The organism is Longicatena sp. 210702-DFI.1.196 (genome assembly GCF_020563125.1).
Lineage (GTDB): Bacteria > Bacillota_I > Bacilli_A > Erysipelotrichales > Erysipelotrichaceae > Longicatena > Longicatena caecimuris.
Genome location: NZ_JAJCPX010000001.1, coordinates 181,797 through 202,137, shown reverse-complemented (window position 1 = coordinate 202,137; position 20,341 = coordinate 181,797). Strand labels below are relative to the sequence as shown.

The window sequence follows — 20,341 nt, the reverse complement described above, 5'->3', positions numbered from 1 at the left end:
AGCGGTCAAGTCCTGCAAGCACCTACGCTTCATAGCAATGTTGATCTATATGCTTGATTCGGCATGTTATAGTCTATTGGCACAAAGAAACCTTATCATTTAACAAACACCTACCATTAAACAAACAAGAAACCATTAGAAAAGTGTGCGATTGCACACTTTCTTTCATTATGTTTATTCCGTTTCAATTAAGCCATAGCCACCATCATGACGTTTATAGACAACGGCAATTTCCTTTGTTTCATCGTCGCGATAAATAAAGAAATTATGATTCAACATTTCCATACGCATAATCGCTTCATCTAATTCCATGGTGTCTGGGACAATGGATTTTGTCTTAACGACTTCATCCGCTTCATCATACTCTTCATCTAATTCTTCTGTTTCAAGGAACGCATATGCCAATTTCTCTTTGTTCTTTCTCGTTAATCTTGTTTTTTGTCTGCGAATCTGATCTTCCAGTTTGTCGATAGCCAAGTCAATGGCTGCATATAAGTCATCATGCACAACTTCTGCACGCAGAACTGCAAACTTTGTTGGAATCGTCACCTCTATTTTCTGTTTGTTCGGATACACCCGAACTACCACATTTGCAATCACATTCTCATCAATGATGAAATACTTTTCGAGATGATTTAACTTCTTCTCAATTTTCTCAGCGATTGCTGGAGTTACCGTAATGTTCTTACCGTAGATCTGGACTTTCATAATAAAATCCCTCCTTGTATTTATACCTTTATTATAGTCAAAAAAATTCCTTTTACTAGACTATCATTTTTAGATAAAATATGATAGACTTGTACTGTAAGGGCGATCATGGAAGTTTCGCTTTTTTTATGCAAACTATTTGTAAGAAAGGAAAAGAAAAAAATGGAAAGCCTGATGAAAATTTTAAAGGAAGAACACTTATCCTGTATAGTATCACAAAACAATCATATTTATAAAGAAAAGGCTGATGGAATACGCCCCATTCTAACCCTCCTTGATAAGGGTGTATTGAAAGATGCGCAAATCGCAGATAAAGTGATTGGCAAAGCGGCAGCAATGATGTTAGTATTCGGGGGCATCAAAGAAGTTCATGCTGGTGTGATATCTGAACCGGCACTGCATTTTTTACAAGCACATCATATTCTTGTTCATTACGAACTACTTGTGCCAAATATCATCAATCGCAAAAAAGATGGTATCTGCCCCATGGAAACATGTGTATTGCATATAGACGATATGGAGCTTGCCTATCACAAACTGGTACATTTGCTAGCACAAATGACCAAGTAAGAACGTCTTCCTACAAATAAATTGTTTAAAAAAAGAAAGTCTTAAGGTGAATTTTAAACTACCTGAAAACTTTCTTTTTTGAATGTTTCTATATGGCATTATGGGCCTGCCAAATCTTTTTAAAATAATCGCATGCATTACGATATGCAATTGCTGCAATCTCCTCTTCACTAAAATACTTACGCATTTCCTGAAGGATATTACCAGTCTGCGTACAATCCTTCGCACCCTTTAAATAATCATATTGTTCCTCATAAAAATCCATATAATCAAAGCCAAAAGCAATGCTGTCAACCTTATTATGATGAAACTCTTTTAACCAGACCATGTGCTGTACAAGATGGGCAACATCCTGTTTTTCTTTATTGCTATGCACAAATTGTGGTGCTGTATTCATTCCAATCAAAGTGCCACGTTTCAGCAATGCTTCAATCTGTTCATTCTTAAGATTACGTGGATGATCACACAATTCCCGAACATTAGAATGACTCGCGATGATATTGGCCTTAGGATGAGAAAGAATATCCCAGAAAGTTTTTTCATTTGCATGTGAGACATCAATGACCATATTCAGTTTTACCATTTCGTCCAATGCTTCTTTTCCCATTGCCGTAAGTCCACGTTGTGTATCACCTTTCACACCGGTTGCCAGCGCATTTTCATCATTCCAGCAAAAGGACGCCAAACGCACACCCTGTTCATACATCCAACGTATCTTTTCACGCGGATGCTCCTTGATTCCACACATCCCTTCTACACTCATAATGGCATGAACCTTAGCAGGTACAAAAAAGTCTTCTGCTTGCAAAAGAAGACAGACATCTTCGCACTCCTGTATGGCTTTTTTGGTACTTTGGATCATATCCTGCATATCCGTCCAATCTTCATGCCCATCAAAAAAAGATGCCATGCAAATATAAGCGATTTCTCCCTGCTCAAATTTAGGCAGATGATACGTTTTTAAAATATTCTCTTTATATCCCTTATTTTTCTTTTGCATAATATCGTAGCCGATATCTGCATGCAAATCAAAACTCTTCAAATCATACACCTCCGTTTAAAAAAGCAGCATATATGCTGCTAATGCTCATAGATGACATCAAAATACTGCATCTTAGGATTGCCATCCATACCAGTATCATATGCCTGATTTTGTAAAATATCCATAACACTTTGGACATTTGCATCATATTCTATACATCCATAGGCCTTTTCCACTACCGCAACTGCCAACGATTGCGCCTCTTGGAATAACTCAAGGAAGGATGCATTTGATCGCATAGCAGAATCACAAGGATGCAGCCATTCGCGTTTTTCTTCATTCAAGATATCATAGCGTTCATCAATCTTTGTTTTAACGATATTGCCACTGATCTTCCATGGTTGTCTAAACAAAGTTTCCACACCTTTAACAATGGGATATTTCAAATTATTAGGATCATACAATAATTTTTGAATATCATACCAGGAATTTAAAGCTTCTCGTATGTCATGTACCTTTACATCTACATGATACACTTCTTTTGCGCTAGGAACATATATCCTGGCAATAGCCTTTAGTATATCTTCATCATATTCACAAATTTCATAACAAGGGAATTCTTTAATATTAATACCCTTATATTTTTCTAACATCATGGTATCCATCATAGATTCAAAACGGTGATGATATCCGGCACTTTTTCCTTTACAGTTCCCGGTACGATAAAAAATATAAGGATGTGTTGTTTTATCTAATGCCCAATGACATAAATGTCCAAACAAATATGCCATCATTGTTTCTTTTATTTGTATGTTTTCCTGAGCTTTCACACAGCGCAGTGCAGTTTCATAAAAAGCGTTGATATGGGTTGCATGCATACGGCTCCCTAGATGATTTAAGACATGGCTCTTATATGCCTCCCAAGGCTTACTATGCGAAAAAAACAGAAAATCCGGTCCGTTACTGCCAATATAATAGCTTTGCGGATGTTTTTCAATAATTGAGCGAATATCTTGTTTTTCTAATTGTTTTAATACCTCTTCAGCAAATATTTTGTGCGTGATAATATTTGGCATGTGCTTCCCTCCTATTGTCGTCTAGTGGTATTATAGCATTTCATTCCTCTTTTTCACAATGCTTTATTATGAAAGCGAAACCCTTCTTTTCTTTTATGCTTGATTCCATAGGATAGTAACTGAAAGAGCAATGCCATATTTTTTATTTCTTATCATTTGCTGAAAGTGGTATCTTATTTTCGGTAATTGTTATCTTCATTCATTACAGATTACTTGTAGAAGTATGATATATACATGATATATGCTAAAAATAAAGTGAATAAATAGGAATTCTTATTCTAGTACCACTCTTTACATAATCCATGCTATAATGTAAGAACTATAACCGATGTAAGGGATATCGGATGATGATTTATATAGGAGATAGTCATGGTAACAAAAAAAACAAGTAGATATTATCGTATTATTCTTATATTATGCCTGTGCTTTTTCGTCTCAGGTGTCGGTTTTATTTTCTATATGATGAAAGAAAGCAATCAGAAAAATATTGCTTATTTTGAAGAGTCTGTAGAAAATATGAAGACAACGGTTAACGAACAAATAGCGAATAATATGGAAACCCTTGACGGTGTGGCACTTACACTTGGTGAAATGAAAGTTATGGATTTAAAACATTTACTTCCTATTATCCGTAAGATCAATGATCGCAACGCGTTTTATCGCATGGGTATCATTCATAGCAATGGGAAAGCCGACATGGTTGATTTAGATGGCACCATTCATCATAAGGTTGATTTTAGTTCCTCTCCTATTTTTCAATCAGGCATGCAAGGAAACCTTACCATTTCTAAGACATTAAAAGATCCTTTCAGTAATAACTACCTCAATTATTATAGTGTTCCTATTATCAGTAATAATCAAAATATCGGTGTGTTACTAGCGGCTGATAAAACTCAGCGACTGCGGAGTGTTTTGGATAATGCCATCTTCAGTCACAGTGGCTATTCCAATATCATTGACAGCAACGGCACTTATATCATTCGTTCTATGAAATCAGCAACGGTGGAAAATATAGGGGATATTGGTAATCTTAGTGAAGAACAATTAACAAGTATTCATCAAAACCTCAAAGATAAAACATCACATTTCTTCACATATGATGAGGATAAACAAACTTATTGGTGCTTATATACACCATTATCGTATAACGATTGGTATTTATTAAGTATCGTAAATGAAAATATGATTAATGCAGATCATACGCTGAGCTATGGAATCATTCTGTTAACAGGCTTTGCCTTATTGATCTTTTTACTACTCTTTTACCTTATTAATCGCACGCACAATCGCACAAAGCAACATCTTGAAAGACTAGCCTTTGCAGATCCTGTGCTCGGTATATCAAACTTTGTCAAATTTTCTATAGATGTGGAAGAACAGATAATCCAAAGAAAAGACGCATTTCAACCATTCGCCTTTTGGTATGGGGATATTGATAATTTTAAAATCTATAATGACACCTTTGGCTATGAGGCCGGTGATGCTTTATTAAAAATCATGTGCAATTGCCTACTTGCCAATATGCAAACACATGATTTCTTCTGTCGTGAAAGTGCCGATCATTTTACGGGTATACGTTTTTTCCAAGAACCTAACCAATTAATCGAATGGCATGAACATATCATGAAAGCTGTTATTGCGAAAGAGCATTGCAATACACATTCTTTCCCTATTTCATTTGCAATTGGTTTTTACTGTGTAACAAAACCAGAAGATGTGTTAAGTGTAAATAAGATGTATAACCGTGCTAAGATGGCGCAACAGTCAATTAAAGCAAATCGTGAAATACGGCAAGCATTTTATTCCGATACCATTCGTCAAAATATCCTACATGTTAATGAGATTGAAAGTCAAATGCAGCTTGCCTTGAAGAATGGTGAATTTAAAATGTATATACAGCCTAAAACGGATACTCATCATAATCATCGCATCATGGGTGGAGAAGTTTTGGTACGTTGGCAAAAAAGTGATGGAACCATCATTCCTCCAAATGACTTTATTCCGATATTTGAACGTAATGGATTCATTGTTCTTTTAGATCGTTATATGTTTGCTTCTGCCTGCAAATGGCTGCACGATTATTTTGAAAATCACACACATCGCATTCATCTAGCAGTCAATGTTTCAAGATTAGACATTTTCCAGGAAGATTTCATAAGCTATTATGTTTCGATAAAAGAACAATATGAACTTTGTGATGATGTGATAGAATTGGAATTCACCGAAAGTCTAGCGATTGAAGACCATGCGTTATTAAGTGCCAAGATCAGTGAACTGCGTACTCATGGATTCCTTTGTTCAATTGATGATTTCGGTGCTGGCTATTCTTCCTTGAATACATTAAAAGAACTTCCTATTCAGGTCATAAAATTAGATATCTTATTCTTTCGCAAAGGTGCTTCTATAGAGAAAGCTCGCATCATTGTTTCCCATATTATTCATTTGGCGAAACAGCTTCATATCGCGGTCGTTGCAGAAGGTATTGAAGAGCCTGATCAAGTGTACTTCTTAGAAAAATGTGGCTGTGATTTCATCCAGGGATATGTCTTTGCTAAACCAATGCCGGCAAATGATTTTAAGAAGTTATTGTTGAAAGATCCTGTTGGCTATTGGGGAGAAGGCTTTCTTAAAGAATCTGATTAAGTAAATAAAAAACGTCATAACACAGTTGCTGTTGACATGCATCCTGTCCTATGACGTTTTCTTTATTCCTGCACCGCGCTTGTTTCAATTTGCCGCGGGCGATTCAAAATTGCCATAAACTGCTCACCGGTAATCGTTTCTTTTTCATATAAGAACTTTGCCAGCTCATGCAATTTATCTTTATTTTCTTCAAGTATTCGATATGCTTGTTGATATGCATCCTGTATCAGTTTCACTACTTCTTCATCAATTTTGGTTGCCGTTTGATCACTGCAAGCAAGTGTCGCATCTTGTCCAAGATAGCGATTATTCACTGTTTCTAAAGCAGTCATGCCAAACTGTTCACTCATTCCTAAACGAGTGATCATACTTCTGGCAATTTTGGTTGCCTGTTCGATATCATTTGCTGCACCACTGGTAATGGAATGGAAAATCAATTCTTCCGCAGCTCGTCCGCCACAGAATGTTACGATTTTCGTAAAAGCCTCATCCTTTGTAATCAAATTACTTTCATCTTCCGGTACCTGCATAGTATAGCCAAGAGCTCCACTTGTTCTTGGTACAATCGTAATTTTTGCGACTGGCATGGAATGTTTACTGCGGGCTGCTACTAAGGCATGACCAATTTCATGATAGGATACAATGAGTTTTTCTTTCGCTGAAATCACAGCATTTTTACGTTCATAACCGGCAATCACAATTTCAACAGCTTCTTCTAAATCCTTCTGCAATACTTGATTACGATGATCTTTTACAGCAATCAAAGCTGCTTCATTAATAATATTAGCAAGTTCTGCACCGCTGGCCCCTGCTGTAGCTCTGGCAATCGCGCGGAAATCAACTTGTTTACTGATTTTAACATCTTTCGCATGAACTTGTAAAATTGCTTCACGTCCATGCAAGTCAGGCAATTCCACCGGAATGCGGCGATCGAATCGTCCCGGACGCAACAATGCCTGATCTAAGGATTCCGGACGATTGGTCGCAGCTAGGATGATAACACCGGTACTGCCATCAAAACCATCCATTTCGGCTAATAACTGATTTAACGTCTGTTCTCGTTCGTCATTTCCACCAACGCCTGCACCATCTCGCTTTTTCCCTATCGTATCAATTTCATCAATAAAGACAATGCATGGAGCTTTTTCACGAGCCTGTTTAAATAAATCACGTACTCGGGCAGCTCCGCGTCCAACAAACATTTCAACAAATTCGGAACCGGATATAGAGAAGAAAGGCACATTGGCTTCTCCGGCAACAGCTTTGGCTAATAACGTCTTACCGGTACCCGGTGGACCTACTAATAATGCCCCTTTTGGCATTTGTGCACCAATCTTACTATATTTTTCTGGATCCTTTAAAAAGTCAACCATTTCCTGTAAAGATTCCTTCGCCTCTTCCTGTCCTGCTACATCACGAAAGGTTTTACCGCTTTGACTTTTTACATAAATTTTAGCATCGCTTTTGCCAAAATTACCAAAACCACCGCCAAAACTCATGGCATCGCCACCCATTTTCTTCTGCATCTTTTTAAACATCCGATTACCTAGCCACCATAAGAAAGCAACCGGTAAGATAAATGTCAATAGAAAAGATAACAAAGGATTCATTTCTTTCGTATGAATACGCGTAAATTTAGCTCCGGCATCATATAAGCGCTGTGATAAACTCGTATCTGTTTCCATCGTTTCTGTTTTATACAGCTGTTTCGTTTCCCCTTTAAGTGAATACGTAATATTCTGATCACCTATTTCTACTTCATTTATCTGATGCTGTTCAATTTGTTTCATAAAATCATTGTAGTTCACGTTTTTAATTTTATCCCCACGAAACATAGTAAATACAAGATTAATTCCTAACAGAACGATTAAGATGATTAAATAATAGTAATATAATGGCTTTTTCTGCTTATTCATAGGTAACCTCCTGCAAAAGATCATCAAGTCGTTTCAGACTCTGTATCATTTGCTTAATACTTTCTTCATCTTCTTGCTTCAGAAAGTCCAACTTAGCATCCATACGCTTTTTAATATCCGCAAGAATAGCTGCGCCCTCATTGCTTAAGCGTACATAGACAATACGCTCATCCTGAGGTGAACGGCATCTGCGTATCCAACCATGCTCTTCCATTCGTTTGATAATGGCGGATAGATTTGAATTCGTCATTAGCAAGCGCTGTGCCAATGCCCCCAGTTTACATTCTTCATCATTTGCCACTTCCATCAGTACAAGCCCTTGAATACCCGTCATTCCATAATCTTCATAACAGCGATTCATACAGCTATGCAAATGTGTAGTTATCGTTCTGATCAAACGAACAATACGTTCCTCATTGCCCATAACAGCGTCCTCACTTCCTATTATTTCACGCATGAAATAGTTTATGTGATGAATATACACCTTGCCTTTTATAACGTCAATACCTTTGCTGTTTTCAACATCAAAACTCTATACTTCTCACATAATTCACATATTGAAAAGGTTATCATTCCATTTCCTTCCATTTTTGCTTTTGCTAGGCATTCCACCCATGCCCTTTGTCTAGTGAAACATACCGTAATGTAGGGGAGGTGAAACAATCGCAACCGCATATTTACAAGTTCATGTCATGACACAGGAAACCTTTTCACCTGTTGCCCAAGCCTGCATACGTATTTATCGCAAACAACAAAACATTCTGGTATTTGAAGATTTTCTGTTAAGTGATGCTTATGGTATGACTTCCTGGATTCCCCTTTATGTGGATGGTAAAAACCCTGTGGAATATCTGGTTGATATACGTATAGGAAACTTTCGTAATTTACAGCAAAAAGTCATCCTGTATGCGAATGAACGAAGTTGTCTATTAACTTTGATGCGTACAAATACCCAAAAAGGCAATACTCATCAAGTGACAAAAGATTGTCTATGCTTTGCCCATGACCCACCTGTTTCTTGTTTCCCTGCCGGTGTTTTTCAACCCGTCATCAGTAAATTAATGCACCTTTTAAGTGAAAAGATGAATCCTACCTCATCTGATGAACAACTTGAGGCTTCCATTATGAAACTGTTGAGCTTGCAGGAACAAGACTCCACAACAGATGAAGGTAGTAAAGCTGCAACTGCCACTTATTGCTTCTATCCTGACCTTTTAGCAAAAGCCGTACACTATTTTAATGCTTATAGTAATCAAAAAAATCCTATTACTGCTCTATCTGATGAGCAGAAAAAAACCTATCGATTACAGTTTCAACAACAATACCATATCATATCCAGCTTTCACCAGGCATTGCCTATCATCGCTAAACAGAATGGTCAATGGAACCATGACAGCATGGAAGCACTTCTTGCCTTCCACAGGTATTGGCATCTTCCTTGCATGGATCATTTGACTCCATTTACGATACAATGGGCATATGAGCTTGCTTTTACCATCATGCAGCATACTGCTGGCTCTTTGCCTTTGTTCACCCCCCTATCCATAGCAACAACAGAACAATTAAACACATTAAAAGAAAAGCTGAACATCTTGCATGCCTATTATCCTACGATTCCTTACTGTGCTATGGAAGATGCTCAAACAACAAGACAAGCCATAAAAAGCTTTCAGCGACTGCTCGGCCTTCCAGTCAATGGCATCCTGGATGAGACACAATGGCAGCTGATAAAGCAGATGTGCAAAGAACTTGAAGTCTATGAAAAAGCGATTTCTCCATAAGCAAGCATAATGAAAAAATAGTGATAAAGATATAAAAACACATTAAAAAAGGAAGCAACATGATCATCCAAAAAATTGCATGATAACATGGACTTCCTTTTTTTTATAAAATCGACATTACGATATTCCATACATACGGAGCTATCATGACGGTGATAATACCGCTGACGCCTATTGCCAAAGAGCTCATCGCACCCTCTACTTTGCCTAACGATAAAGCCTTGGTCGTTCCAATGGCATGAGCGCTAGTTCCCAAAGCAATTCCTTTTGCGACAGGATGTTTGATATGAAAAACACGAAAAACGACATCCGCTGCAACTGCTCCAAAAATCCCAGTAACTAAAATTGTCAATACACTAATAGCAGGTATCCCGCCCAGCTGTGCACTTACTTCAATTCCAATCGGCGTTGTGATTGATTTAGGAACTAAAGAAGCAATGATGTCAGCATCAAAATGAGTTAAAAGACATAAAGATATCGTTGAAATCATGCCAACTAAGATCCCCACACAAATTCCTATCATGATAGGAACAAAATAATTTTTCAGATTATGTAACTGTTGATACAAAGGAACCGCTAAAACAACTGTCGCCGGTCCTAAAAACAGATTGATAATATCGCCACCAAGCTGATAGCTTTCTAATGGAATGTTACTAATCAGCAACACGATAATGATAAGAGCGATGGCAATGAGTAACGGATTCAGAAATAAGAGCTTTGTTTTCTTTTGGATAAATAACCCTATTTCAAAAGCAAGCAATGACAATAAGATGCCAAACATAGGGGTATTGATAAGTTCATCCATGCTTCTTCCCCCATTTCTCCATCACCTGTTGCATGCTCCATCCACTCAACCCCATCGTAATCACTGTAGTCACCATGCAGATTAAGAGGATTGGAATCCAAATATCGGCGATATGATAAAATTTTGCCATCAAAGCAACACCAGCCGGAATAAAGAAAAATGGTAGATGTCCTAACAAAAAATCCGAAACTGTTGCGATCATATCCAGCCGCAGAATACGAAAAGACAACAGTAACAACAGTAACAGCATTCCTACCAGACTACCTGGCAAGGGTAAATGTAAAAGCGTAGACAGACATTCTCCAATATAGCTAATGCCAAAGATGATGATAATTTCACGAAACAATTTCATCGCTGCGCATTCCTTTCTCTTTTATGTGCGTTTGTCCTTTTCTTTGTTCCAACATTCTTTTTATTCATAGTCTTATCTTTCCCTTTTGCTTGTTTGTGTGAAAAATTATTAGCGGATGGACGACGATACGAGATCAAACACTTTGGACCATTGCCAATCAAATCTTCTCTTCCTGCTTTTTTTAATGCTTTGTACACCAGATCATAATTTTGTGGATATGTAAATTGCATCAAGGCACGCTGCATTGCTTTTTCTTCCCAAGTCTTCGCTACATAAACAGGACGCATCGTCTTAGGATCCAAATCGGTGTAATACATACAAGTAGCCGGTGTCCCCGGTGTTGGATAGAAATCTTGTACCTGTTTCGGTGTATAATGGATCTTCTTTAAATAACAAGCCAATTCTATGGCTGCCTGTAAATCGCTGCCTGGATGTGAACTCATCAAATAAGGCACAATATATTGATCCATATGGAACTGTTCATTCTTCTCTTTAAATTTTTCAACAAATTTTAAATAGAGCTCCTTGCGTGGTTTTCCCATTTTATCTAACACAGCCGCATTGATATGTTCAGGAGCTACCTTCAACTGCCCGCTGATATGATATTTTACCAATTCATCAAAGAACTCATCATTTTTATCCTGCATCAGATAATCATAACGAATACCAGAACGAATAAAAACTTTCTTAATTTTAGGTAATTCACGAACGGAACGCAAGATATCCAAATAACGACTGTGATCCACTACCATGTTGCCACAAGGCTTTGGAAATAAACATTCTCGTTTCTTACAGGCCCCAAATTCTCGCTGCTTATCACAAGCTTCTCGTGAGAAATTAGCTGTAGGCCCTCCTACATCATGAATATACCCCTTGAAATTCGGCATCTCGGTTATGCGTTTTGCTTCTTCGACAATGCTTTCCTTACTACGTGTAGAAATTACACGTCCCTGATGATGGGTGATGGCACAGAAAGCACAGGAGCCAAAGCAGCCACGATTGGATACGATGGAAAACTGCACTTCTTCAATTGCCGGGATATAATGATATTTTGGATGGAAGGTGCGTTCATATGGCAAGGAATAGGTAAAGTCCATCTCTTCCTGTGTCAATGGCAATGGTGGTTGATTTTGTACGACATACCAACCATCATAAGGCTCTACCAATACACTTGCCGCAATGGCATCAATATTTTCATGCTGGATATGAAAACTCTTGGCATAAGTGCGCTTATCCGCTTTTACTTCCTCATAGCTGGGCAACAAGATATAATCACTCAAATACTCTAGACTTTTGGTTTTCCAGCAAGTACCGCGTATATAACATAGATCCTTTGCTGCTAAGCCACTTGCCAATGCATCCGCAACCTCAACAATCGTATTTTCTCCCATGCCATACATCAATAGATCTGCCTGTGAATCCATCAGAATACTGCGTCGTACAGCATCATCCCAATAATCATAATGCGATAGGCGCCGTAAGCTAGCCTCAATGCCACCAATCAATACCGGTTTATGTGGAAACAGTCGTTTCAAGATTTGAGTGTATACGATCGTAGGGCGATCCGGGCGTTTTCCCATGACACCATCATCACTATAAGAATCATGATCACGGCGGCGTTTATTTACAGAATAGTGATTCACCATAGAATCAATATTGCCGGCAGATACTAGAAAACCTAACCGTGGTTCTCCAAATTGTAAAAATTCTTCATCCTTATGCCAATCCGGTTGAGCTAAGATTGCACAGCTATAGCCATACGCCTGTAAAACTCTGGTAATGATGGCACAACCAAAGGAAGGATGGTCCACATAAGCATCCCCATTAACATAAACAAAATCTACTTGTTCATATCCCTGTTCCAGCATTTCCTCGCGTGTTGTTGGTAAAAAAGCCATAATAACGCCTCCATCTCTATAAGCCATATAATAGTACCATAGAAGGCATTCATTCGTCACCTCATGAAAGGATTTTTTTGATTATTTTCATGATGCGCGTAATTTAGAAGAAGAAACAAAGGAATGTAGCAGTTTCTATCTTTTCCTTATGATCCAGATATCGCACGGATGCACTTAACTAATTATCAGCCGCTCATACTGTATCCTTTTAATTTTTTAAAACTCATGATCTTCCATTTTAAATTCATGAATCAAAAAACGAATTATGCTTCATAAAGTTTCTAATAAATAATATTCTGCAAATTGTTGATATTTACTTATTTTCAGTATTTATTAGCTATATAACTAACAATCGTAAATCATTAGCTGAATCACTAACAATATACGATCATTAACGAATTAAATTTATATATTTCATAATAAGTTAGCAAAACTAACCTTTTTGTGCCATCTTTAACTTCTCTACTTTCTCTAATTCCTGTAGGATTGCTTTTTCTTTATTACCGTTTGTTGCAGGAGAAGGATTCCAAAATAGAGCCTTTGTATCATAGGCAAATTTTGCTTCTACATAATTTTCTAAATGATCGTTGATATCGTTGCTTTCCATATCTTCAGGTAGCTGATTAGCACCCACATAGGAATCGATATCAATTTCACACCAACAAAATTCCTCACATAGCTGTAACATGCCACGATATTTACAACTGGCTCTATCCATGTAGGTTTGGAATGCAAACAATTTTTCATCCTTATGAAAATAAGCACCTTTCCATACCGCTTTTGGCTCTTGCTGCATACTCTGTAGATTTGATAGTATTTCTGTTTGTATGTTATTGCTGGAACCGACTTCTAAACAGTACCAATCTTTTCCATCTTTTCCAAACAAAGCCCATACACGTTTTTTATCATTACCAATATCAAGATTGTCTTTAATATCCTTTTTTGCGGAATTAATTGTATCTTTCGTAAATCTGCATATACACTTTATATAGTTTAGCTCACTTAAGTTCAACTTCTTACAGGTTTTCTTTATGCTCTCATCCACTTTATTCACCTTCTTTCATTTCCTAACATCGGGCATTACATACTTTGCAATTAAAAATATAAAAATATACTTCTATTATAAGAGGAAATCGTTACGCAATAGCTACAGTAAACAGATTTCCTCATCGTACCATGAAATACCTATCTTACACCATCAGATATTGGGGTGTTTTCGTTTTCTGGTTATTACAATAAGCAGTAGGTATAGCAGTACCACAATAACGAGGCAAACAGGAAGAATCCAGATAGCTCCTGATGGCAATTCATATAAACCAAGATAAACTCCTAACACCTGGAAATAAGGATATTGTAAAATACCATACAAGAGAATAGCTAAAATCATAGCTGCTACAATAATCATGCCTTGATATAAGATATCTCGCTGCAGCCGAATCTTTTTTTGCATACCGATATGTGCATAACAAATATTGCTCATCTTTTGCATAGCTTCATCTGCACGCACATTGGCATATAAAGTCAACAACAAGACAAAACTGCCCATCATTGCAACACTAATCATGACATAGCGTAATTTCAGACTCAAATCGTTATTATTCTCCTGCAAGATGTGTAATACCGTATCGTAGCTATCATAGGCAATGCCTTTTTCCTTTAAAGCAGCTTCAAAAACTTGCTTTTGTGAGCTGCCCTTTAGTTTTAGGATAGTCTTAGGCATTTGTGGATAATGCTCTCTATCTAAAGGACTCATGTTACGACTGGCAAATGCCACATAGCCTTGATTTACGATAGATTCTGTAAAGCCATAGATCGGATATCCATTTACTCGCCATCCCTGTGAGAATTCAGCATAAGTGTCATTAGCAACTTCAGGATGTTTTTTCACATAGTCAGAATACATGATATAGCGATGAAAATCATGTTGGATACGACGTGGCACCATAGTACGCATCTTTTCCATCAATGTTTCGCCACCTTCTGCTCCAACCGGTGGCGGATAAACGCCCTCTTTTACCGGTAGAAAATGCTTTAGACTTCCAGTTAAGGTAATGCGCATGCCTGGATAATAATGAAATTCTACACTATCCCGCGTGCTTTTATCATAAACCATGAATTCCTTATCGATACTGGTAAAACGCTTTGTTTCATCCATAAAAGCAAAGACATCAAAATATTCCTTTTTCAGTTCCATAAAATCATCATAAGCTATCCCTTTATACAACTGATAATCAAATTGTAAGCCAAAGGTAGCCGGCGTATACAAATGCCATAAAATACTTTGCGTCATAAACAGCAGCAAGATTGTTAAAAAGATAATAGCTAAAGAAAGAATATTACGCATGGAAGAAAACGGATGTGTTAAAACTTCTCGCCATGCCATATGCAGACTCTGCCAACGATACCGAATACGATGTGTACGTTTTGTAATATGCACGTCTTTCGCCTTCATCGCATGGGATAGATTTGCCTGGAAACAGGCATGTACTTGCCATAGCATCAAAGCGAGCAATCCGATAAAGAAAAGGATGGTAACCGGCAAAAGATATAACACTGTTTTCGTTGATAAAGAAAATAACAGACGCAAGACATAGTTTTGTTGATGTGCCAACACTAGCTGCAACACGATATCAAAAACAATCAGCAGACCAAGCGCTGCAGCAAACAGCTGCCCATATTCCATTCCATATGCCTTTTGAATATTTTTCTTCATGATCCCATTGGCAATCAAAATATGCAGCTTTTCACGATCTTCGATCAGCTTACGTTTCATAAAGGCAAACAAAACAAATAAACAGCTTACCACCAAGCAAAAGGTAACACTTAAGGATACAAATTGGAAGATACCATCTTGTACATGATTACCATCAATTTCATCCGCAAGTAAACGAAAATCTATCTGAGCGGAAGAAGTACGATCATCATTATACGCATCACTGCGCAGGGCATACTCTTTCTGTGCTGAATAGTCCTTGATTTTTAATTTTAAGATACGCTCATATAGACCTGCCGCCTTTTCAAGACCATACGTTTTCACATAATGACCGTTTATTTGTTCTATGGTTTTCTCATTAACGATACCTACGGCACGTCTGGTAATCTGATAATCCTGAATAGCTTTACTATTCTTTTGATTGGCATAGCCATCATCGTAATTAGGATAATCAAAAACACTTGTTATCGTAAATTTTTCTTTTTCTTGGAAGGATCCAGTAATTTCAATCTCATGTCCTAAAGGTTCAATGCCCTGTTTTCGTAAAGAACGTGCATAGCTTTCCATGACCCCGATTTCATGCCCCTTTAAATCTTTTAAGGGCTTACCTTCTAATAACGGATAATGCGCATCGCTTTTCACGAATCCTTCTAAATAGATAGGAGATGTTTCTTGCATCCAGCTTGTTGAAAAAACGCCATACGGCCATACCAAACTTTCTTCATAAGTGAAGTCTAAGTTGCCATCTTCTTTATACTCTTGCAAAAAATCCTTGATTTCATCATCATATTCTTTATAAAAAATATTGGTCGTGGCTACATCCATCTTATCGATACGTTCTGCCATATTTTGCCCTTTTGTAAACACTGTAAAGGTGATTTGCAAAGATAATAGGGAAAGAAAGAGCAGCAGTATCAGCATAGCATGCAGGAAAGCTTGTTTCTTATGCAAGGTTTTATATACAAGTTTCATAAGCTTAGCGCTCCGTGATTTCCATCACTCGCTGATAGTTGGCTTCTAGATCATCACCGGTAAAGGCTTCATCGCATTCAAATACCCCACTTTCCACAAACACCATTCTTGTTCCATATGCGGCAATTCGCGGACTATGAGTTACCATCAAGATCGTTTGTCCTTGTTTATTCAGCTCACTTAAGATGTTCATGATTTCATCAGCAGTCTGTCGATCCAAGGCTGCGGTTGGTTCATCCGCAAATAAGATCTTTGGTTCATTTACCAAGGCTCTGGCAATTGCACAACGCTGTTTTTCTCCTCCGGATACCTGAGATGGATAGTTATCCTTTAGATGATCAATATGCACCTTCTTCAATAGTTCCATGGCTTTGTCATATGCTTTCGCATCATACTGCAATCTGGTTATAGCCACGTTTTCTAAGATTGTTAAATTATCAATCAAATAATTGTCCTGAAAGATAAAACCAAACTGATGCAAACGCAATTGTTCTAACGCTTTGCCTTTGATTTCATTTAGCTTTGTACCACCAATTTCAATACTTCCCTCATCAATCGTATCAAAACCGGAAACACAGTTCAAAAAGGTCGTCTTTCCACTGCCGCTTTCCCCCATGATGATCATAAAATCACCGGGATTTACATGAATATTAATCCCTTTCAAGATCTCAACGGTCTTATCCTGGGTCTGATAAGACTTTCGTAAGTTTTTTACATCAATCATACTGTTCATCCTTCCTTTTTATGCTGCGCTTTTCCATAAAACAACATCCCTGCACTTAATATGATAACGAAGATTACCATTAGCATAGGCATCATGCTTAACGATGAAGGTAATTCATATACACCAAGATAAATGCCTAATACATTAAAATACGGATATTGTACAAGTATATACAGCAACGCCGTCATAAGAAAGGCTAGAAGCAGCATCAACGCTTCATAAGAAAATTCTTTGCGCCGACGCAAGCTGTTCTTAACACCGATGCGTGCAAAACATGTATACATCGCTTTTTGCTGCGCCTTATCGGCCATGATATTGGCGTATAGCGTAATGGCTAACACAAGGATTTCCATTCCAAAGACAACACTCATGACATATCGCAGCTTCTGGTTCAATTCATCATTATTTTCCTGCAGCATCGCTAAGACGCTATCATAAGAATTATACGTCAATGCACTTTGTTTCATCATCTTTTCCATATCTGCTTTTGCTTTCTCATCCTTGACCTTTACCAACATCTTAGGAAGATATGGATAATGGACTTTGTCAACCGGACTTTTTCTTCGCGATGTAAAAGCAACATAACCTTGATTCATAATGGATTCTGTAAAACCATAAATCGCTGCACCATGAACTGAAAAGCCTTCGACAAATTCGGCATACGTATCATTGGCATATTCAGGATGTTGATTTACATAATCCGAATTGGCGATATATTTATCAAAATCATATTGAATACGCCGCGGCACCATAGCACGCTCTTTCGAATAATCTATCCCATTATGTTTTTCATCCGGTATCCGTGGATAAGAGCCTTCTCGTAATGGAAGAAATTCATCCAAATCTCCGGTTAATACCAAACGCATCCCCGGAAAATAACGAAAATCTACACTCTCGCGTGTACTGCGATCATTTACCATATATTCTTTCATAATACCATTTTCTTCTTTGTTCATCTCTAGAAGTGCATATTCTTTTATATATGGTTTGATTTTTTCATAATCATCATAAGGCATACCCGCAGCTATTTGATAATCAAATTGTAAGCCAAAGGTAGCCGGTGTATACAAATGTGATAAGATTCCTTGCGTCATGGACAAAAGCAGGATCGTTAAGAAAATAACGGCTAAAGAGAAGATATTCCGTATTCCCATAAATGGATCTGTCTGAAATTGTCGCATTGCCATATGCAGTGGCTGAAAGCGATAACTGATGACACGTCGTTTCCGTTTTACCGACAGATGTTTTCCTTTGATTTGTCGAAATAAATTGCCATGGAAGCAGCGATGCACTTGCCAACGAATCATCAGCATTAAAACAATGATGAAAGCAACTAATAAAGGTAACAACCATTTTGCCGTTTCCCATGACATGGTAAATAGTAAGCGCAAAATATAATCACTTTGCTGCTGAAGAACAAGATATGTGAAAAAATCAAAAAGGATTAGATAAAGGATTGCGAATACAAACAATCGTCCATATTCCAGATCATAAGCTCTTTGAATATTGCGTTTGGTAATGCCATTGATGACAAGAATACTTAATTTTTCCTGATCATCTAGCAGTTTCCGCTTTAAAAAGGCATACAGAACAAATAAGCAGCTTAGCAATAAACATGCCGTTACACTCATTGACACAAAACGGAAGATAGCATCTTGTACTCGATTGCCATTTAATTCATCCGCCAATAAACGAAAATCTGCCGATGACATATAATAGGTATCTAAAGCATCCTGGCGAAATTCATATTCATCCTGCATATCATAACTATCAAAACGTACTTTTAACATCGTACTGAAGGCCCCTGTCGCACCTTCTCCTTTGGCTTTGATAATCTCATTACGTAAGTTTTGCAAAGTTTCTTGTTTTACGATACCAACAGCCGGTGGTAAGATTTGATAATCTTTTATTGCGTCTTCATTTTTATGATTCACATAGCCATCTTCATAGTTTGTATAATATAGGATGCTTTCAATTTGAAAGGTATGCGCATTTCCCATATCATCTTGAATACTAATTTGATGATGCAAGGGTTCTATGCCTTGTTTTCGTAAAGCATTGGCATAGCCGTTCATAACGGCAATCTGATTACCCTTTAATTCTTTGCATGGCTTTCCTTCTAACAAAGGGTATGCATCATCACTTTGAATATAGCTTTCTAAATATAATGGAAATTTTGACTGCATCCAGCTAGTTGAATAAGGCAGGTATGGCCATGCACTACCTTTTTCATACGTGAAGTTAAATTTACCTTGTTCCTGATATTCTTTCAGATACGTATCAAAATTCATCGAAGGACTGCTGAAGATGGTTGTTGTGGCAACATCTAAATGTTCAATACGTTTTGCCATGCTTTGATTCTTCGTAAAAACCGTGCAGGTTACTTGTAAAGACAGCATAGATAAAAACAGCAGTACGATCAATAAGCCATGTGTAAACATCTGTTTCTGATGCAACGTTTTATATACAAGTTTCATAAGCTTAGCGCTCCGTGATTTCCATCACTCGCTGATAGTTGGCTTCTAGATCATCACCGGTAAAGGCTTCATCGCATTCAAATACCCCACTTTCCACAAACACCATTCTTGTTCCATATGCGGCAATTCGCGGACTATGAGTTACCATCAAGATCGTTTGTCCTTGTTTATTCAGCTCACTTAAGATGTTCATGATTTCATCAGCAGTCTGTCGATCCAAGGCTGCGGTTGGTTCATCCGCAAACAAGATCTTTGGTTCATTTACCAAGGCTCTGGCAATCGCACAACGCTGTTTTTCTCCTCCGGACACCTGAGATGGATAGTTATCCTTTAAATGATCAATATGCACCTTCTTCAATAATTCAATTGCTTTTTCATACGCTTTCGCATCGTATTGCAAACGAGTAATCGCTACGTTTTCTAAGATTGTCAGATTATCGATTAAATAATTGTCCTGAAAGATAAAACCAAACTGATGTAAACGCAATTGTTCCAACGCTTTGCCTTTGATTTCATTTAGTTTTGTGCCACCAATTTCGATACTTCCCTCATCAATCGTATCAAAACCGGAAACACAATTCAGAAACGTTGTCTTTCCACTGCCGCTTTTCCCCATGATGATCATAAAATCACCGGGATTTACATGAATATTGATACCTTTCAAGATTTCAACGATCTTATCTTGCGTCTGATAAGATTTTCGCAAGTTTTTTACATCAATCAT

At 37.6% G+C, this 20,341-nt stretch carries 16 protein-coding genes; 3 read left to right on the top strand and 13 right to left on the bottom strand.

Going from position 1 to position 20,341, the window contains the following annotated elements; translation table 11 throughout:
* Positions 1-174: 174 nt before the first annotated feature.
* Entirely contained in the window at positions 175-708 is a 534-nt protein-coding gene (gene hpf, locus LI241_RS01015) for a ribosome hibernation-promoting factor, HPF/YfiA family (protein WP_008688975.1), read from the bottom strand.
* A 174-nt stretch (positions 709-882) separates the two neighbouring features.
* On the opposite strand from hpf, the gene LI241_RS01010 reads away from it, so the two are divergent.
* A complete protein-coding gene (locus tag LI241_RS01010) occupies positions 883-1,278 on the top strand; it encodes a DUF1893 domain-containing protein (protein WP_255642619.1) in 396 nt (131 codons plus the stop codon).
* A gap of 88 nt (positions 1,279-1,366) precedes the next feature.
* Here LI241_RS01010 and LI241_RS01005 read toward each other — a convergent pair whose 3' ends face one another.
* Together LI241_RS01005 and LI241_RS01000 are read right to left on the bottom strand one after the other, a co-directional pair.
* Positions 1,367-2,329: a dipeptidase gene (locus tag LI241_RS01005; protein WP_008978958.1), complete on the bottom strand. Its 963-nt coding sequence runs from the start codon at positions 2,327-2,329 to the stop codon at positions 1,367-1,369.
* Between the two features lie 29 nt (positions 2,330-2,358).
* Positions 2,359-3,336, bottom strand: a complete 978-nt coding sequence (locus LI241_RS01000) for a zinc dependent phospholipase C family protein (protein ID WP_008688980.1) — start codon at positions 3,334-3,336, stop codon at positions 2,359-2,361.
* Positions 3,337-3,705: 369 nt separating this feature from the next.
* On the opposite strand from LI241_RS01000, the gene LI241_RS00995 reads away from it, so the two are divergent.
* Positions 3,706-5,979, top strand: a complete 2,274-nt coding sequence (locus tag LI241_RS00995) for an EAL domain-containing protein (RefSeq protein ID WP_227150840.1) — start codon at positions 3,706-3,708, stop codon at positions 5,977-5,979.
* Positions 5,980-6,041: 62 nt separating this feature from the next.
* Here LI241_RS00995 and ftsH read toward each other — a convergent pair whose 3' ends face one another.
* Positions 6,042-7,895, bottom strand: coding sequence for an ATP-dependent zinc metalloprotease FtsH (ftsH, locus tag LI241_RS00990; RefSeq protein WP_008688984.1), 1,854 nt, complete (start codon positions 7,893-7,895; stop codon positions 6,042-6,044).
* On the bottom strand, positions 7,888-8,319 hold the full coding sequence (locus LI241_RS00985) for a MarR family winged helix-turn-helix transcriptional regulator (protein WP_008688987.1): 432 nt from the start codon (positions 8,317-8,319) through the stop codon (positions 7,888-7,890). Before LI241_RS00985 ends, ftsH begins: the two co-directional genes overlap by 8 nt.
* Positions 8,320-8,587: 268 nt before the next feature.
* Between LI241_RS00985 and LI241_RS00980 the strand changes: the two genes are divergently transcribed.
* Positions 8,588-9,676, top strand: a complete 1,089-nt coding sequence (locus LI241_RS00980; RefSeq protein ID WP_008688989.1) for a peptidoglycan-binding domain-containing protein — start codon at positions 8,588-8,590, stop codon at positions 9,674-9,676.
* A gap of 103 nt (positions 9,677-9,779) precedes the next feature.
* Here LI241_RS00980 and LI241_RS00975 read toward each other — a convergent pair whose 3' ends face one another.
* From LI241_RS00975 to LI241_RS00940, 8 genes are all read right to left on the bottom strand, one after another.
* Entirely contained in the window at positions 9,780-10,481 is a 702-nt protein-coding gene (locus tag LI241_RS00975; RefSeq protein WP_008688991.1) for an LrgB family protein, read from the bottom strand.
* Positions 10,474-10,833, bottom strand: coding sequence for a CidA/LrgA family protein (locus tag LI241_RS00970; RefSeq protein WP_008688992.1), 360 nt, complete (start codon positions 10,831-10,833; stop codon positions 10,474-10,476). The genes LI241_RS00975 and LI241_RS00970 overlap by 8 nt, the downstream gene beginning before the upstream one ends.
* Positions 10,830-12,731 (bottom strand): YgiQ family radical SAM protein, encoded by a 1,902-nt coding sequence (locus LI241_RS00965; protein ID WP_008688994.1) that lies wholly within the window; start codon positions 12,729-12,731, stop codon positions 10,830-10,832. The genes LI241_RS00970 and LI241_RS00965 overlap by 4 nt, the downstream gene beginning before the upstream one ends.
* Before the next feature lie 433 nt (positions 12,732-13,164).
* Positions 13,165-13,776 carry a hypothetical protein gene (locus LI241_RS00960; protein WP_008688995.1) on the bottom strand — a complete coding sequence of 204 codons (612 nt, stop codon included), beginning with the start codon at positions 13,774-13,776 and terminating at the stop codon, positions 13,165-13,167.
* A 153-nt stretch (positions 13,777-13,929) separates the two neighbouring features.
* A complete protein-coding gene (locus LI241_RS00955) occupies positions 13,930-16,416 on the bottom strand; it encodes an ABC transporter permease (protein ID WP_008688998.1) in 2,487 nt (828 codons plus the stop codon).
* 4 nt (positions 16,417-16,420) lie between these two features.
* Complete coding sequence (locus LI241_RS00950) at positions 16,421-17,140, bottom strand: ABC transporter ATP-binding protein (protein ID WP_008688999.1); 720 nt, start codon at positions 17,138-17,140, stop codon at positions 16,421-16,423.
* Between the two features lie 5 nt (positions 17,141-17,145).
* The gene (locus tag LI241_RS00945; RefSeq protein ID WP_008689000.1) at positions 17,146-19,617 is read right to left on the bottom strand and encodes an ABC transporter permease; all 2,472 of its coding nucleotides are present in this window, start codon (positions 19,615-19,617) and stop codon (positions 17,146-17,148) included.
* Between the two features lie 4 nt (positions 19,618-19,621).
* The gene (locus LI241_RS00940; protein WP_227150842.1) at positions 19,622-20,341 is read right to left on the bottom strand and encodes an ABC transporter ATP-binding protein; all 720 of its coding nucleotides are present in this window, start codon (positions 20,339-20,341) and stop codon (positions 19,622-19,624) included.